Annotated in this window: 11 protein-coding genes; 6 read left to right on the forward strand and 5 right to left on the reverse strand. The window is 33.2% G+C overall.

Annotated elements, in window-relative coordinates:
- Window positions 1-7: 7 nt before the first annotated feature.
- Complete coding sequence (gene dsdA, locus A9G10_RS03735; RefSeq protein WP_065558341.1) at window positions 8-1339, reverse strand: D-serine ammonia-lyase; 1332 nt, start codon at window positions 1337-1339, stop codon at window positions 8-10.
- A gap of 23 nt (window positions 1340-1362) precedes the next feature.
- Window positions 1363-2700, reverse strand: a complete 1338-nt coding sequence (dsdX, locus tag A9G10_RS03740) for a D-serine transporter DsdX (protein ID WP_065558342.1) — start codon at window positions 2698-2700, stop codon at window positions 1363-1365.
- Window positions 2701-3302: 602 nt separating this feature from the next.
- Here dsdX and A9G10_RS03745 point away from each other — a divergent pair.
- Window positions 3303-4265, forward strand: a complete 963-nt coding sequence (locus tag A9G10_RS03745; RefSeq protein WP_065558343.1) for an aldo/keto reductase — start codon at window positions 3303-3305, stop codon at window positions 4263-4265.
- Window positions 4266-4346: 81 nt separating this feature from the next.
- Here A9G10_RS03745 and A9G10_RS03750 read toward each other — a convergent pair whose 3' ends face one another.
- Together A9G10_RS03750 and A9G10_RS03755 are read right to left on the reverse strand one after the other, a co-directional pair.
- Window positions 4347-5069, reverse strand: coding sequence for a hypothetical protein (locus A9G10_RS03750; protein WP_065558344.1), 723 nt, complete (start codon window positions 5067-5069; stop codon window positions 4347-4349).
- Window positions 5070-5084: 15 nt separating this feature from the next.
- A complete protein-coding gene (locus A9G10_RS03755) occupies window positions 5085-5858 on the reverse strand; it encodes an RHS repeat domain-containing protein (protein WP_065558345.1) in 774 nt (257 codons plus the stop codon).
- A gap of 242 nt (window positions 5859-6100) precedes the next feature.
- Here A9G10_RS03755 and A9G10_RS03760 point away from each other — a divergent pair, with 242 nt between their 5' ends.
- The 4 genes from A9G10_RS03760 (at window position 6101) to A9G10_RS03775 (ending at window position 10557) form a co-directional block, all read left to right on the forward strand.
- The gene (locus A9G10_RS03760; protein ID WP_065558346.1) at window positions 6101-6925 is read left to right on the forward strand and encodes a MetQ/NlpA family ABC transporter substrate-binding protein; all 825 of its coding nucleotides are present in this window, start codon (window positions 6101-6103) and stop codon (window positions 6923-6925) included.
- 416 nt (window positions 6926-7341) lie between these two features.
- A complete protein-coding gene (locus A9G10_RS03765; RefSeq protein WP_065558347.1) occupies window positions 7342-8271 on the forward strand; it encodes a hypothetical protein in 930 nt (309 codons plus the stop codon).
- A 282-nt stretch (window positions 8272-8553) separates the two neighbouring features.
- Window positions 8554-9453, forward strand: a complete 900-nt coding sequence (locus A9G10_RS03770) for an endonuclease/exonuclease/phosphatase family protein (RefSeq protein WP_081299010.1) — start codon at window positions 8554-8556, stop codon at window positions 9451-9453.
- 198 nt (window positions 9454-9651) lie between these two features.
- Complete coding sequence (locus A9G10_RS03775) at window positions 9652-10557, forward strand: endonuclease/exonuclease/phosphatase family protein (protein ID WP_065558348.1); 906 nt, start codon at window positions 9652-9654, stop codon at window positions 10555-10557.
- A gap of 40 nt (window positions 10558-10597) precedes the next feature.
- On the opposite strand, the gene A9G10_RS03780 is transcribed toward A9G10_RS03775, so the two are convergent.
- Window positions 10598-11548: an arsenic resistance protein gene (locus A9G10_RS03780; RefSeq protein WP_143425945.1), complete on the reverse strand. Its 951-nt coding sequence runs from the start codon at window positions 11546-11548 to the stop codon at window positions 10598-10600.
- A 603-nt stretch (window positions 11549-12151) separates the two neighbouring features.
- Here A9G10_RS03780 and A9G10_RS03785 point away from each other — a divergent pair.
- Window positions 12152-14065: an enterotoxin gene (locus A9G10_RS03785; protein ID WP_065558350.1), complete on the forward strand. Its 1914-nt coding sequence runs from the start codon at window positions 12152-12154 to the stop codon at window positions 14063-14065.
- The last annotated feature ends 348 nt before the right edge of the window (window positions 14066-14413 follow it).

The raw sequence follows: 14413 nt of genomic DNA on the forward strand, positions 1-14413 counted from the left end.
TGGATAGTTAGTTGGTGCCGGCATTAAGATATTTTTGCATCTCCTCTGCTGGTACCATTCCGCCACCTGTTGCCCAAACCAAATGAGTAGCATTTTCTAGTTGTTGCGGTGTTAATTGTAGACGTTGCTGATACTGTAAATCGTGATTGACTATGATAGCGCCTTTCATACCAGCAAGTGCCGAGGGTTCTAATTGAATATTTTCGGTTTGATTGAGTAAAGATAATAAATCATACATTTCTTGATCTGACAACGTATAATAACCGTCCAACAAACGTTCCATTGCACGACCGACAAAGCCTGATGCGCGTCCTACCGCCAGACCATCTGCCGCGGTTAGATTATCAATGCCGATATCTTGCACTGAAATCTTATCGTGTAAGCCTGTATAAACACCTAAAAACATACAAGGTGAGTGGGTAGGTTCAGCAAAGATACAATGGACATGATCACCAAACGCCATTTTTAAACCAAAAGCTACACCGCCAGGTCCACCGCCCACACCACAAGGTAAGTAAACAAATAAAGGATTGTCACGATTAATGACAATGCCCTTTTGGTCAAATTGTTGTTTTAGACGCTCACCAGCAACGGAATAACCCAAAAAAAGGGTTTTGGAATTTTCATCATCGATAAAAAAACAGCTAGGATCCGACTCTGCGGCTTTACGACCTTGCTCGACCGCTACGCCATAATCTTGCTGATACTCAATAACATTCACCCCATGAGAACGTAACTTCTGTTTTTTCCATTCTCTTGCATCTGCTGACATATGAACACTAACATTAAACCCCAATTTGGCGCTCATAATACCAATCGATAAGCCAAGATTACCCGTTGATCCTACCGCAATACTATATTGGCTGAAAAACTGTTTAAATTTATCAGAAAACAGTTTGCTATAGTTGTCTTGATAAGATAATAAACCTTGCTCGATGGCTAACTTTTCTGCATGCGTTAAAACCTCGTAAATACCTCCGCGTGCTTTTATTGAGCCGGAAATAGGTAAGTGGCTATCTTTTTTCAACAGTAACTTACCAGCAATATTTTGATTATAACGTGTTTCTAAGGCTGTTTTCATATGATCTATCTCAACTACATCAGATTCAATAATGCCTTTTGTTGCTGAAGTTTCTGGAAAAGCAGCGGCTAAATAAGGGGCAAATCGTTTTAAGCGATTGCTTGCCTCGGCAATATCTTGTTGATCAAGTCCCACATAATTTAATCCTATTTCTAATGTTGTAATATTTGGATTAAACCAGTAACAGGGTTCAAGTTTAATCAGCTTTTCAACTAAAGGATTATCTTTAATAAGTCGTTCAATTTCGATTTGATTCATTTTGGCTCCCTTATGTTGAATGATTAAATAATACTTGATAATAAAAATGTGCAAATTAACGCAACCACAGAAGCGATAAAAGTAGCACTGGTATAATATTTAAAGATTTCGGTCATTGTTGCGCCACAATATTGTTTAACCAGCCAAAATAATGAATCGGTCACAATTGTACAACCAATTGCACCTGAGCCAATTGCTAATGTAATAATTTCGGGACTGACATTAGGATACATGCTAAGCATAGGTGACACGATCGCTGTGGCTCCCATCATAGCAACCGTTGCTGATCCGACCGCAGCATGCAAAATAATGGCGACAAGCCAAGCTAATAAGATCGGATGCATATCTAATTGCGATAATATATTGGCTAAACTATCACTTAATCCACTGGTTTTTAGAATACTGTTAAATGCGCCTCCAGCTCCGATAATTAGTAGAATATTAGCAATAGATGAAAAGCAGTTTTCGGTATGAATTAATAATTTATTCATCCCTATATCGCGTCTAAGACCTAAGACATAATAAGCAACAAATGCACCAATAAACATTGCAGTAATAGGGTTTCCAATAAATTCCAGCGTTGCATACAAGGACGTAGTCTTATCAATATTTAACTCTGCTGTGGTTTTGATCAGCATTAATATTATGGGTAATAATACCGTAAATAAAGTGGCTGCTAAGGAAGGTAATTCGTCTTCAGTACGCACTTTTAAATCAGAAAACTCTTCAGGGACTTTTTTAAATGGCATCTTATTTTTAATGATTCGTAAAAAAATAGGTCCCCCCACTAATGAGGCAATAAGTCCAATTAATAAGCCATATAAAATCACACTACCAATATCTGCCCCTAAAGCATTGGTCACATATAATGCGGCGGGATGAGGCGGAACAATACAATGTACGGCCATTAAAGCGGTACATAATGGAATAGCTAACATTAATAGCGAAGTTTGTGTTTTTTTGGCTATCGAAAATGCTAAAGGTATAAGAAGAACTACACCTACTTCAACAAATAGGGTGATACCACAAATTAAACCAACTAACACCATGATGACTTCGGGAGATAACCATCGACTTTTTTGCAACGTTATCCCAATACGTTCTGCTGCACCGGATACTTCCATCATTTTGCCTAGAATAGTACCTAAACCAATTACGGCAGCCAAAAAGCCAAGTGTTCCACCGATACCATCTTCAATTGCACTTATCATTGCTAATGGTTTCATGCCCATTAATATGGCCACATAAAAACTCGATAATAGCAGGGCTAAAAAAGGATGAAGCTTCAATTTTACAATACTGATAACTATTAACAATATACTACTAATCAACACACCTAAAACCCATATTTGTGAATCCATCAAGAGCTCCTGTTCAATTAAAAAGTAGGGGGATATTAGATTTTATGCACTCTCGACTGACAAATGATAAATAATCATGTTTGCATGAGTTGAATTCAGTTGAAAAAGTAGTTTGTATGATGAAATTAATGATTAAATAATTAAATTTAATTGATTAAATTTAATTAAGCAAATAGCATAATTAAGTAAAGAAAGTGTATAAAATGTGCAATAATGACCATTACATTACTAAAAAATGTGTTGTTTTTGGTTATATATTAATCATATTAATGGTGTTGAGCACTTTTTAACTCACGATTACTTTATCATTAATTTTATTAATTATATGTTTATAACTTAAATAAGGCATCAGATTGGTACAAGCTGAATTATGGGAATGAATGCCATAACGTATTAAATCATTCGTATTTTAACGCTATTAAAACTAATTTAAATACAGTTAAATGTTCTTAAAGTTGTGCATGTTGACAGTATTGGTGAATTTAATTCATGATACTCTAAAAGAATCGCTGAGTTAACTCATTGACATTCCGTTTTAGAATAGATTCAACAATGTTCAATGCTGACTATTACAATTAGGTTGGGAAAAAGAGGGGGATATCATGGATTATGTAAAACTAGGCAATACCGATATTAAAGTGTCACGATTTTGTTTGGGCTGCATGAGTTTTGGCGATCCAGCCAGTAAAATGCATGCATGGACACTCAATCCAAGTGAGAGTGAAGCTATTATTCAGCATGCTTTAAATTTGGGTATCAATTTTATTGATACTGCCAATATTTATTCAGCAGGAACCAGTGAAACGTATCTAGGTCAAGCAATCAAAAAAAATATTGCTCGTGATAAAGTTGTTTTGGCCACCAAAGTCTATTTTAATGAAGGTCACTTATCAAAAGGGGCAATTGAAAAAGAGATAGACGGATCACTTAAACGATTAGGTACGGATTACATCGATTTATATATTATACATCGTTTTGACTATACCACACCAATTGCAGAAACGATGGAAGCATTACATAAATTGGTTCAAGTTGGAAAAGTGCGAGCACTAGGTGCTTCTGCTATGTATGGCTACCAATTTTATAATATGCAACTTGCTGCTGAGCAAAACGGTTGGACGAAATTTGTCTCGATGCAAAATCACTATAATTTATTGTATCGTGAAGATGAAAGAGAATTAATTCCAATTTGTAAACAATTCAATGTTTCATTAACACCCTATAGTCCTTTAGCTGCTGGTCGTCTTGCTCGATTAGAATGGACGACCGATACGCTACGTAGCAAAATGGATAAAACCGCTATCGAAAAATATGATAGTACCCAACAAACTGATACCAATATTGTAAAACGAGTACATGAACTTGCTGAAAAATATGGCGTAACAATGACCCAAATAGCATTAGCATGGCAGTTTGTGAAAGGCGTTACTTCACCAATTATTGGTGCGACAAAAACGAAGTATTTAGATGATGCAGTTGGTTCGTTAAACGTCTCGTTAACCCCAGAGGATATCACATATCTTGAGGAATTATATATTCCACATCGAATTGTAGGCGCATTATAAGCCATCAAGTATGTTAATTCTCCTTAATATCGTTATTCAGTATTAGGGAGAATCATATTAAATTGGCTTATTTGCGCACTTTTAATAGTCAATTTTTCGTGAATTAAAATAAGTAAAATTCTCATTCATTTTTAAACAATATGACTTCGTCCAATCACCTTGTTCATTATATCCATAAAAGGAACATCTTTTTGTCTCAGTTGGTTTGGACTCTTTGTCATCAAAAAATTTAATGATAACTTTATCTAATTGATTTTTATCGTTATATAAAAATATCTTTTCTTCGCTTGACGTGTAAATATTGGCTAAATCCACTTTTAGGATATAAGTATTAACAATTCGAGAAATATTTCCATTTTCATACTGAATATCACTGATCGTCGATGGATTGGAAATACGTTCGATTTTTATTATTCTATTTTGATCATCATAAGTTGAAGACCATTCGATCTTTTTGGCTAAATCCTCTAAATGCAAAAGATTCTGCTTATCATCGAGTTCCATATTTAAATCTAAATCATATTGATTATCTATCGAAAAATAGCTTTTTTTCGTTGCATAGTCGTTTGTGATCTTCACATGATCAATATCAACTGAGATAATAAAACCTTTATCATCTGATACATATTGTTGGCGATCACTGCCAATAATCTTTTGTTGCTTAATCAGTTTTGAATACGGAATATTCTCAACACTACTAAACAATAAATAGTTGTTAGTTAGCTCAACATTACTCAGTTTTTCATTTTTATTGCAACCAAATAGAATGATTGATAAACCACATACGAAAATGATCCTTTTCATTGCTGTATTCCTTCATTAGTCATAGTATTCGAAAGAGCGTAAAATAAACCGCTTTGTTTCTTCTTGTTCGTTTAAACAATATAATTTTGTCCAATCACCGTACTGATTAGGATCATCGTAAACGCAGTTTAATTGCTCTGTGGGGATTAATTGATTGTGTTCATTGCTTTCATATTGACCATTTTGAGCAATAAAAGCATGTTCGACGCTATTAACGAGCTGCTTTTCTGCATTATAAAAGTATTGCTTTTTATTGAGGTAAAGTGGAACGATATTTGCTTCATCAGTTTTATCAAAAATTTCGTAGTCTCTTTCAACAACTAATTCATTTTTATAAGTAATTTGATTAATAAATAAATAATTTGAACCCCCAATAATGCTGTTTTCAAGTTTCACAACTCGTCCTTGTTCGTCATAAGTTGAGCGGATAACTTCGTTGCCGGATGAGTCAGTTATCGAAATAATATTTTGTTTATCATCAAAATTAATTTTGTATTTTGAAAGCTCCTGATTTTTGATCATATATTGTGACTGCTGATAATCAAAATAGACTTTTTTATCATTCAAATTGTAAAAGGTGATCAAACCATCTGTGTTCGTTTCAATCGTACCAAAATAGCTTCCTTCAAACCGCTGCTTTTTAATCAGTTTTGAGTGAGGAGCAACATCATATTGACCATTATTAATATAATTATTGATGATGAATTTAGAATCGATTTGCTTATTATCACATCCTAACAAGGTCAATAGTAAGCAATTATAGATGACGGGGATTAGATTTATTTTCATGCTTTTTAATCCTTTATATTTATTTGAACGTCCTGAATGACAAATATATTTAACCACAAATAGATCAGCGATTAAACAGAAAATTTATATATCTTAATCGAATAATGATATAAACTTTAAGTATTATCAAAATGAAAGCTTGATAATTATAATTCTAAATACCCTATCGTTATAAAAATAGCACACATTAACAAAGAGTTATATTTTGTAAATATTGCAAACACAATCCAGAAGGAATGATAATGAAAAAGTATCTATATTTACCTACCTTAATATTATTGGGACTCGTGTTGATAAGTTGTGACACAGACAAAAGCAAGGACATAAAACAATCAGACAAAAAAGAAATTGTAGTTGGATTACCCCCTAGTATGCACAACATTCTAATGGAGCGAGTAGTTAAGCCCGAATTAGAAAAAAAAGGCTACAGCGTCAAACTGGTCAATTTTAGTTCTTTGCGGGATGCTAATACTGCGCTGGTTGAAGGGAGTATTGACATGAATGCTGCACAGCATCAAGATTATCTTGATGTTTATAACAAAGAGACCCATAACGACCTTGTCTCTTTAGTACACATTCCTTCCATATCTGCTGCTTTATTTTCACAGAAACATCATTCAATCAATGATATTGCATCCAATCAAATCATTGCAATCCCGAATGATCCCTCCAACACTTCTCGATCATTATTGTTGTTACAAAAAATAGGCTGGATCAAGCTTAAACCAGATACACAATCAGGCATAATCACCTTAAATGATATTATAGAAAACAGCTATAATTTAAAATTTAAAACGCTTTTATCAGAAATTATTCCGCGAGTACTTGGCGAAGTTGATTACGCAATTATGCCAGGCGGTGTGGCATGGTTGAGTAAAGTGCCAGCTGATAATGTATTAATTCAAGAAGAATTATCACCCAATTTAGAGCTAATGGTTGTCGTTAAAAAAGAAGATCTCAACACGGCATGGGCGAATGACGTTAAGCAACTTTACCAATCCGATAAACTTAAAAAATTTATTGAAGAAGATCCGGACGCTAAAGGTCGATTTATTTGGCCAAAATAGGATAGTTAAAAAACAACCAATATCTTTATGTGGATAAAAGATATTGGTTTTATTATAAAATCTAACCATTTAATCTTATCAGCATTTGAAATTTACCTTCGCTCCATTTTGCTTTAAAGTTATTTTCAACCCATTAAATAACAGCTAATCATGCTATGTTAAGTTTTTTAGGGTTATAAAATGACATTAGGTTCTATTAAACAAATCGTTATTTTTTTCACTTAACATTATTTAAATCTAAAAAATTTTTTTTAATTTTTTATTAAGAATATTCATTCCAATATTTACAAATTTTTCTTTTTTTAATTTATTTATCTTATTGATTATAAATGAAATATTTGTAATTTTTGCGTGGTGTTTATATATGATTGTGGTAAAATCGCAATCCCCAAAAAAGATAAAATTAAATAAAAGTAATGACTAAAATTAAATATTTTTTAATTGTTGTTTGCAGTTTGGCTTTAGTCGGCTGTTTTGTACCAAGTAAAATTCAAACTATGATCGATAATCCAACTTCGAACGAAATAAAAGTAACCATTGATGGAACTGAACACGTTATTCCTCCAGTTTCAAAGATCGATTACTCTTTTGAATTTGGTAAACATACTCTAGTTTATAACCAAGAAACTTTAAATATTCTGGTAAAACCCAATAGAAAGAATGAACTTAATATCATTAATCCAACATTAAATAATTACGTAATAATGAACTTCTATTTCATAGTCGAAAAAATGAAACCTGCTGATTATGGTATGCTACTAATGTCTAAAAAAACAAGTATGACAACTGTATCAGTAATGTATGATGGAAAGGTAAAGGAAATAGAGTTACCTCTTAGTGTGACAAATGACTTATTTATTGATCAAAGCGAATATTGGTGGAAATATGATCTTGACAAACCTATACCGGAGAAAATAACGATCAGGGACTCTACCAAATTCTCGACGATAAAAAAAATATACCGGGAAGCGGAGTTTTGGAAAATTGCGCCAGAATATGTAGAAGAATTAGATGATTATGATATACCTTTAGATAGAGTACGTTTTGTTGGACGTACACCTGAATTAAACAAATTACCGACATTTTCTATTCCTGATATTGCTTTAAATTCCATCGCTTGTGAACAAGGACGTAATGATATTCAAGCAAAACTCAATAATTGGCAGCAAATTTTAACCTTAACAGGGAGTGATTTCAGTGAAGGTTATAAAGATTTTAAATCAACAATAATCGATGCCAACACCGAAGTTTTCAAAAATTGTGATGGTTATAGTGAAGCATTAAATGATATTGCTGATGCACTCGAATCAATTAGCGATTTGAATTTTGTTATCTTGAAAGAATAAAAGGAATTGAAGTGTTGATATAAGCATTAATCTTCGTCTTTTTTGTGTTAAGGCATAAAATAATTTTTACTCATTTTATGTCTTAATTTTCAAACAATAATCAATAAAAAATCTATTTTTATAAGGAATACTTCGTTGATTGCTGACTGATTCGTCATAAAAAACACTAACCTAGATAAAAAAATATTGATATACATCACAAAAATCAGAAAAAGATATTTTTCTAGACCTCAATCAACCTCATACTAATAACCAATCTTAATTAAAGAAAGGTATATCATTATGATTAAAAGGAAATTAAAATTAGCAGCCATTATCAGTAGTTTTATCCTAAGTACTTCAACTGTTTTTGCTTCAATTGACGATGTAAAAGACCTTAAAATCATTAGTTACAATGTCTATAATGGTATGAAATTAGACGAAACAGACGGAAAACAGAAATTTATCGAATGGGCAAAAACACAAGATGCCGATATTATTGCCTGGCAAGAAATGAATTTTTTTACTCGTGAAAAGCTTGAAAAATTTGCCGCAAGTTATGGACATAAATATGCGGTATTATTGAAAGAAAAACCTGATGATGCCGCTTTTTTTCCTGTTGCCATTACGTCAAAATATCCAATAGTCAATGTTAATAAAGTCGTGGATAATCTATGGCATGGTGCGCTATATGCTGATATTGGCAATTATCATTTTGTTATTACCCATATGAATCCATTTTGGACAGAAAAAAGAATTGATGAAATGAACTTAATAATCGATTCTATCAAATATAGCCGTGATCCAAATGGTAAATGGATTATTGCCGGTGATTTAAACTCTTTTTCACCGGCGGATAAAGAAACCTACGATAAAAGTAATCTGTTAAACGATATCAAAGAAAAACAGAAACAAAGACCAATATTAGAAAATCTAGTTAACGGACAATTAAGTTATACCGTCCAGCAAAATTTATTGGATGCGGGTTTTATTGATGCCTTGAAAATTAAAAATAAAGCATTTATAGCGACAGCGCCAACCAAAGTATTTTATGATCAAGCTTCAACACCGTTGCGTTATGATTATATTTATGTGTCCCCCCCATTAAAAAACGACGTAATCGAAGTTAACGTTTTAAAAGACGATTTTACGGATAATTACTCTGATCATTATCCTGTGCAAATGATTATTAAAAATAAATAATCACAACCTTGATAGCGAAAGCCATGTATCATTGCATGGCTTTCATCAGTCATTTCCATATGCCAGTATTTTCCAAAAAATAATCATTAAGTTGTGATTGTGATCGCAACATATCCATTCAAATTCAATTAATATCAAAAAAAGCATCAATTAATCTATCTCGAATTTATGAAACCCAAAAAGTTGTAGGATAAAGATATGAAGAAAAATTGTTTAGTATTGACTATAGTGAGTTTGTTTTCGTTATTTTCATATGCATTGGCAACAGAAGATTTAGTGATATCACAATATCAACATTCGCCGAATAAAGTGTATACCGATAAAGATCAACCAGAAATTACCATTGCAAATTTCAACATTGCAGGCGGACTTAGAAAGCATAAGGTTAATTTAGATTTAGTTGCTAATGCGATTAAAGCAATGGATGCGGATATCATAACCCTTGAAGAAGTCGATCAAAATACCACACGTAGCGATGGCCTAGATCAAGCAAAAGTAATAGCAGAAAAAACGGGAATGTACTATTTATTTGGCAAAGCAACGGAGATGAAAGGCGGTAATTACGGTAATGCCATATTGTCTAAATATCCAATAGTAAAAAGTAAAACTTTTTTGTTACCCTCAGGCGATTTTGAACAAAGATCCGTGATGTTAAGCCAAATTAATGTGCCGGGTTTTGATTCGCCAATTTATGTATTCAATACTCATTTTGATTGGCATGAAGAAGATGAGGTAAGAATGTCACAAGCACGTTTTATTAATAGTATTGTGTTTGATGATCTGGACTTAGATGATGAATTTCCTAATTTGGTATCAGGAATTATGGTATTGTTAGGCGATTTTAATTCTGTTAAAAATGATAGAGTGATTAAAGAGCTTGAAAAATACTGGACTTTGGTGAAAAAAGAAAATGTCGATACTCGCACTTGGCCAGCAGGAAATCCTGGATTAGATTTAGATCATATCTTTACAAGTCGAAATCAAATATGGCAAGTTGAGCAATTCATTATTCCCAATGATGACAATGAGTGGAATGGTATCAAATGGCCACTTGTAAGCGACCACATTCCAGTAATCGCTAAATTAAAATTGATCGAGCAATAAACAATGGAAATGGGCATATAGCCCATTGTCTTTTAAGCATTCATTTTAGTTTAGCAATTACATAAACATAAACTAGCTCGCTGATTAGTTCGATAAGTGTTTGTGTTACGATAATTGCCGGTAAAATGGGTATTGCATTCGGTATGGCTAACGCTAAAGGTAAAATGACTAGCGCATTTCGAGTACCGGCACTAAAAGCTATCGCTCGACTTCCTGCGACGGAAACATGAAAACAACGACCGACAAACCATCCAACTAAGGGGGCGACAATAGCAAAAATTATATAAAATGGAATGACAGATAGGACGACTGAAAAATGACCTTTAAGCTGAGGTAGAACTGCCAAAATAACGATAAAAAGCGTTAATGCCGTGGCAGGAACGGGTAACATATTTAACCCATGTATCATGTTTTTGCCTGTTTGACTTCGCACAGCCCAGATTTGCATTATAGTTGCTAAACAAAAAGGAATGACCATTAACCAAATAAAAGCATGGATAAAGGGTTGGAGGTGAATAAGCTGATTGACCTGTTCGCCAATCATAAACGTTAAGTAAACAGGCAGTAAACACATTTGTAACAACAATAATAAAGGTGTTGCCATCAATAATAAACGAGCATCTGCGCGTCCAAGATGAGAAAAAGTGACAACATAATCAATACAAGGCGCAAGTAACACAAGTAATACGCCCAGCTTAATCAAGGGAACGGAAGGTAGGAATAGCGCTAATAATCCAACCCCAACAGGTATAATAACAAAATTTGTTATAAGTAATGCCACCATAAATAGCTTATAAGACCAAAACTGTTTAATATCAGTCACAGGAACTTGTAAAAAAGTGACAAATAACATGAATGCTAATGCTGGATTGATAAACATGTCGAATATTGAGGTGTTGTCTAAACAAAATACCAGCGCAATAGCTATCATGACCACAGAAAAATAAATAGCTATCTGATTTTTTTCTAAGTTATCTTTGATTTGTTGCATAGTGTCATTATTCATTAGGTAATAACGAACAGATAGCATACCAGAAATCAACAAATTTAAAGAATGTAATATTCATGCCATTGGATATAAACAGTTATCATTGTATTACGGTTCAATTCAAATTATTTGATTAATTATTTAGTTCAACTAGATAATTTTTTGATAGCATCTAAATGGAAAATACCTTGGATTTATTATCCATATCATTATTTTTCTTAAATTTATCACTTTAAAAAATCATAGCGATTATTCCAACTGTTTTTAATTTAAACTACGGATTCAAATTGGCAAGCTTTTATCAAAAATGCGATCTTTGTCACATCAGATAATAAAAGCAAATTCGCTATTTAATTATTAACCATCTTTCATTGTTGAACTCGGTACACATAATCATATCTCTATTTTAGGGAAAAAATAGCATTGCATTTCAAAATGAAGCCAAATTAGCTTTTCATTTTGATACAAATAAAAGCTTTTTTTAAGAATTTCAATCCACCTGTAATCTGCAATCAAGATCACAATTTATCATCACTCAAAAACCTATACTGATATTCATATTTCCGTCAATTCTTTTGTCGAATTTTTATAAATCAGGAGGTAGTAATGAAAACGCATGTCAAAAATTGGATCACAATTGGGTTATTCACCGCATTTTGTTTGTCAGTTGATGCTGTGTGGGCTAAAGAATATCAATTAACAGGGCAACATACCCAAATCAGGCTATCTGATAGTGACAATCAACAAAACGTCACATCGTTTAATATTACTAATCCCTTAACCAATGATTTAATCACTGTTAATACACTATTTGAGATTACGCTAAATTCGGGGCAAAAATTGACCGATAAAGATTTCCACTTAGATAATTTACAACAAAAAGACAATCAAATTTATTTAAATTTCACTGGTCATGATATTGCGATTCAAACTCGATTGATTCTCAATGACGATAAACATTTTGCCAGTTATGAACTGCAAATCACACCGAAAAAACAGGCGCTTGAAATGTCAGCTGTTTCATTAATGCCATTTCATTCTCAAGCGCCATTTGTTTATGGTTCCGTTGTCAGTTCGCCGATTATTAGTGATACCTTTTTTATCATTCCCGAAAACCCTTTAACCCATACCGTTGCCTATGAAGGGGGTGTGTTGCAAAAAATTCCGCAAGCGATTCCGTTACAAGTCAATCACACCTTGAGTTACAAAACCTATATTGGAACCTATGAAATAGGGCAATTAAGACGCAATGTAAATGAATTTCTTAATCAAGTTCGAGAGCGGCCATATAGCCCGTATTTGCATTACAACTCTTGGCTAGATATTGGTTTTTTCAATCCTTATACTGAAAAAGAGGCACTGCTACGTATCGAGCAATATGGTGAAGAATTAGTTAAAAAACGTCAGGTTACCCTTGACGGTTACCTGTTTGATGATGGTTGGGATAACTTAACCGGTAATTGGGGATTTAGTAATAATTTTCCGAATGAATTTAATAAATTAAAAACCGCATCTGAAAAATATGGTGCGGCACTTGGTATTTGGTTATCACCTTGGGGAGGATACAATAAACCACGTGATACTCGTGTTGCCAATGCGTTAAAACTGGGATACGAAACCATGGATGGCAAACTTGCCTTATCTGGCCCTAAATACTACGCTAATTTTCATAAGAGAATTTTAGAATTAATTAAAAATCAGAATATTACGATGTTTAAACTTGATGGAACAGGCAATGCGGATAAAGTGATCGCAGGTAGCCAATTTACCAGTGATTTTGATGCAGCGATCCATTTAATTCGAGATATGCGTAAAGCGAATGACCATTTATATATCAATCTAACAACCGGAACACAGGCGACGCCGTCTTGGTTATTTTATGCCGACTCTATCTGGCGAGGTGGTGATGATGTCAATTATTATGGGCCAGGTAGTAAAGTTCAACAATGGTTGACTTATCGAGATGCGGAAACGTATCGTTCAATTGTCTTAAAAGGCCCCTTATTTCCATTAAATTCACTTATGCTTCATGGAATTGTATACGCTAAACAAGCAAAACATTTGCAACAAGAAACCGAAAATGACTTTGCCGATCAAGTTTGGAGTTATTTTGCAACAGGAACGCAATTACAAGAAATGTATATCACCCCTGAACTGATGACAACAAACAATTGGGATACGTTAGCATCGGCGGCGAATTGGACAAGAGATAACCAAAAAATATTATTCGATACTCATTGGATAGGTAAAGATCCCACAAAATTAGGGGTATATGGTTGGGCTGGATGGACGCAAGATAAATCCATCATTACTTTACGCAATCCTTCAGATAAACAACAAATTTATTATCTTGATTTACAAAATGATTTAGAGTTACCGGTAAATGCAAGTTCGCATTTTAAAATTAACGTTGATTATCACAGTCAATCTTATGCGCAAAAACCAAATGTTATTGACAAAACAGCAATGATAACTTTAGCGCCATTTGAAACAGTAGTGATGTCATTAACCCCTCAATAACCCTAAACCACCTTACCTAATTTGAGTAAGGTGGTAACCTTATTATATTAATTGTCGTATTGATTTAAGATAACCAATAAGAAAAATAATTTCATTAAGCTATTTACAATAGCGAAAAACATGATTATTATGCCGACCAATTTTAACAGCAAAGGAGAATTGATTATGATTTGTATAACTAACCTTTGCAGGCTTATCGCAAAATAATTGAATAATTCATCTTTTCATTCTTGCTTCAATTCATTCTGCTGATCTTAGCCTGCCTATTAAATTCATACCCATAATTTAAAAAACAATTTTTTTTGTTTATTGATGAAATCAAAGTCATTAACAACCCAAAAAATATGT

The organism is Gilliamella sp. wkB308 (assembly GCF_001690185.1).
In the GTDB taxonomy this organism is placed as follows: Bacteria; Pseudomonadota; Gammaproteobacteria; order Enterobacterales; family Orbaceae; genus Gilliamella; species Gilliamella apicola_I.

Excerpts from the sequence above, each read along its gene's own strand:
- dsdA (WP_065558341.1), bottom strand. The coding sequence starts at position 1,339 with ATGAATCAAATCGAAATTGAACGACTTATTAAAGATAATCCTTTAGTT.
- dsdX (WP_065558342.1), bottom strand. The coding sequence starts at position 2,700 with ATGGATTCACAAATATGGGTTTTAGGTGTGTTGATTAGTAGTATATTG.
- A9G10_RS03745 (WP_065558343.1), top strand. The coding sequence starts at position 3,303 with ATGGATTATGTAAAACTAGGCAATACCGATATTAAAGTGTCACGATTT.
- A9G10_RS03750 (WP_065558344.1), bottom strand. The coding sequence starts at position 5,069 with ATGAAAAGGATCATTTTCGTATGTGGTTTATCAATCATTCTATTTGGT.
- A9G10_RS03755 (WP_065558345.1), bottom strand. The coding sequence starts at position 5,858 with ATGAAAATAAATCTAATCCCCGTCATCTATAATTGCTTACTATTGACC.
- A9G10_RS03760 (WP_065558346.1), top strand. The coding sequence starts at position 6,101 with ATGAAAAAGTATCTATATTTACCTACCTTAATATTATTGGGACTCGTG.
- A9G10_RS03765 (WP_065558347.1), top strand. The coding sequence starts at position 7,342 with ATGACTAAAATTAAATATTTTTTAATTGTTGTTTGCAGTTTGGCTTTA.
- A9G10_RS03770 (WP_081299010.1), top strand. The coding sequence starts at position 8,554 with ATGATTAAAAGGAAATTAAAATTAGCAGCCATTATCAGTAGTTTTATC.
- A9G10_RS03775 (WP_065558348.1), top strand. The coding sequence starts at position 9,652 with ATGAAGAAAAATTGTTTAGTATTGACTATAGTGAGTTTGTTTTCGTTA.
- A9G10_RS03780 (WP_143425945.1), bottom strand. The coding sequence starts at position 11,548 with ATGCAACAAATCAAAGATAACTTAGAAAAAAATCAGATAGCTATTTAT.
- A9G10_RS03785 (WP_065558350.1), top strand. The coding sequence starts at position 12,152 with ATGAAAACGCATGTCAAAAATTGGATCACAATTGGGTTATTCACCGCA.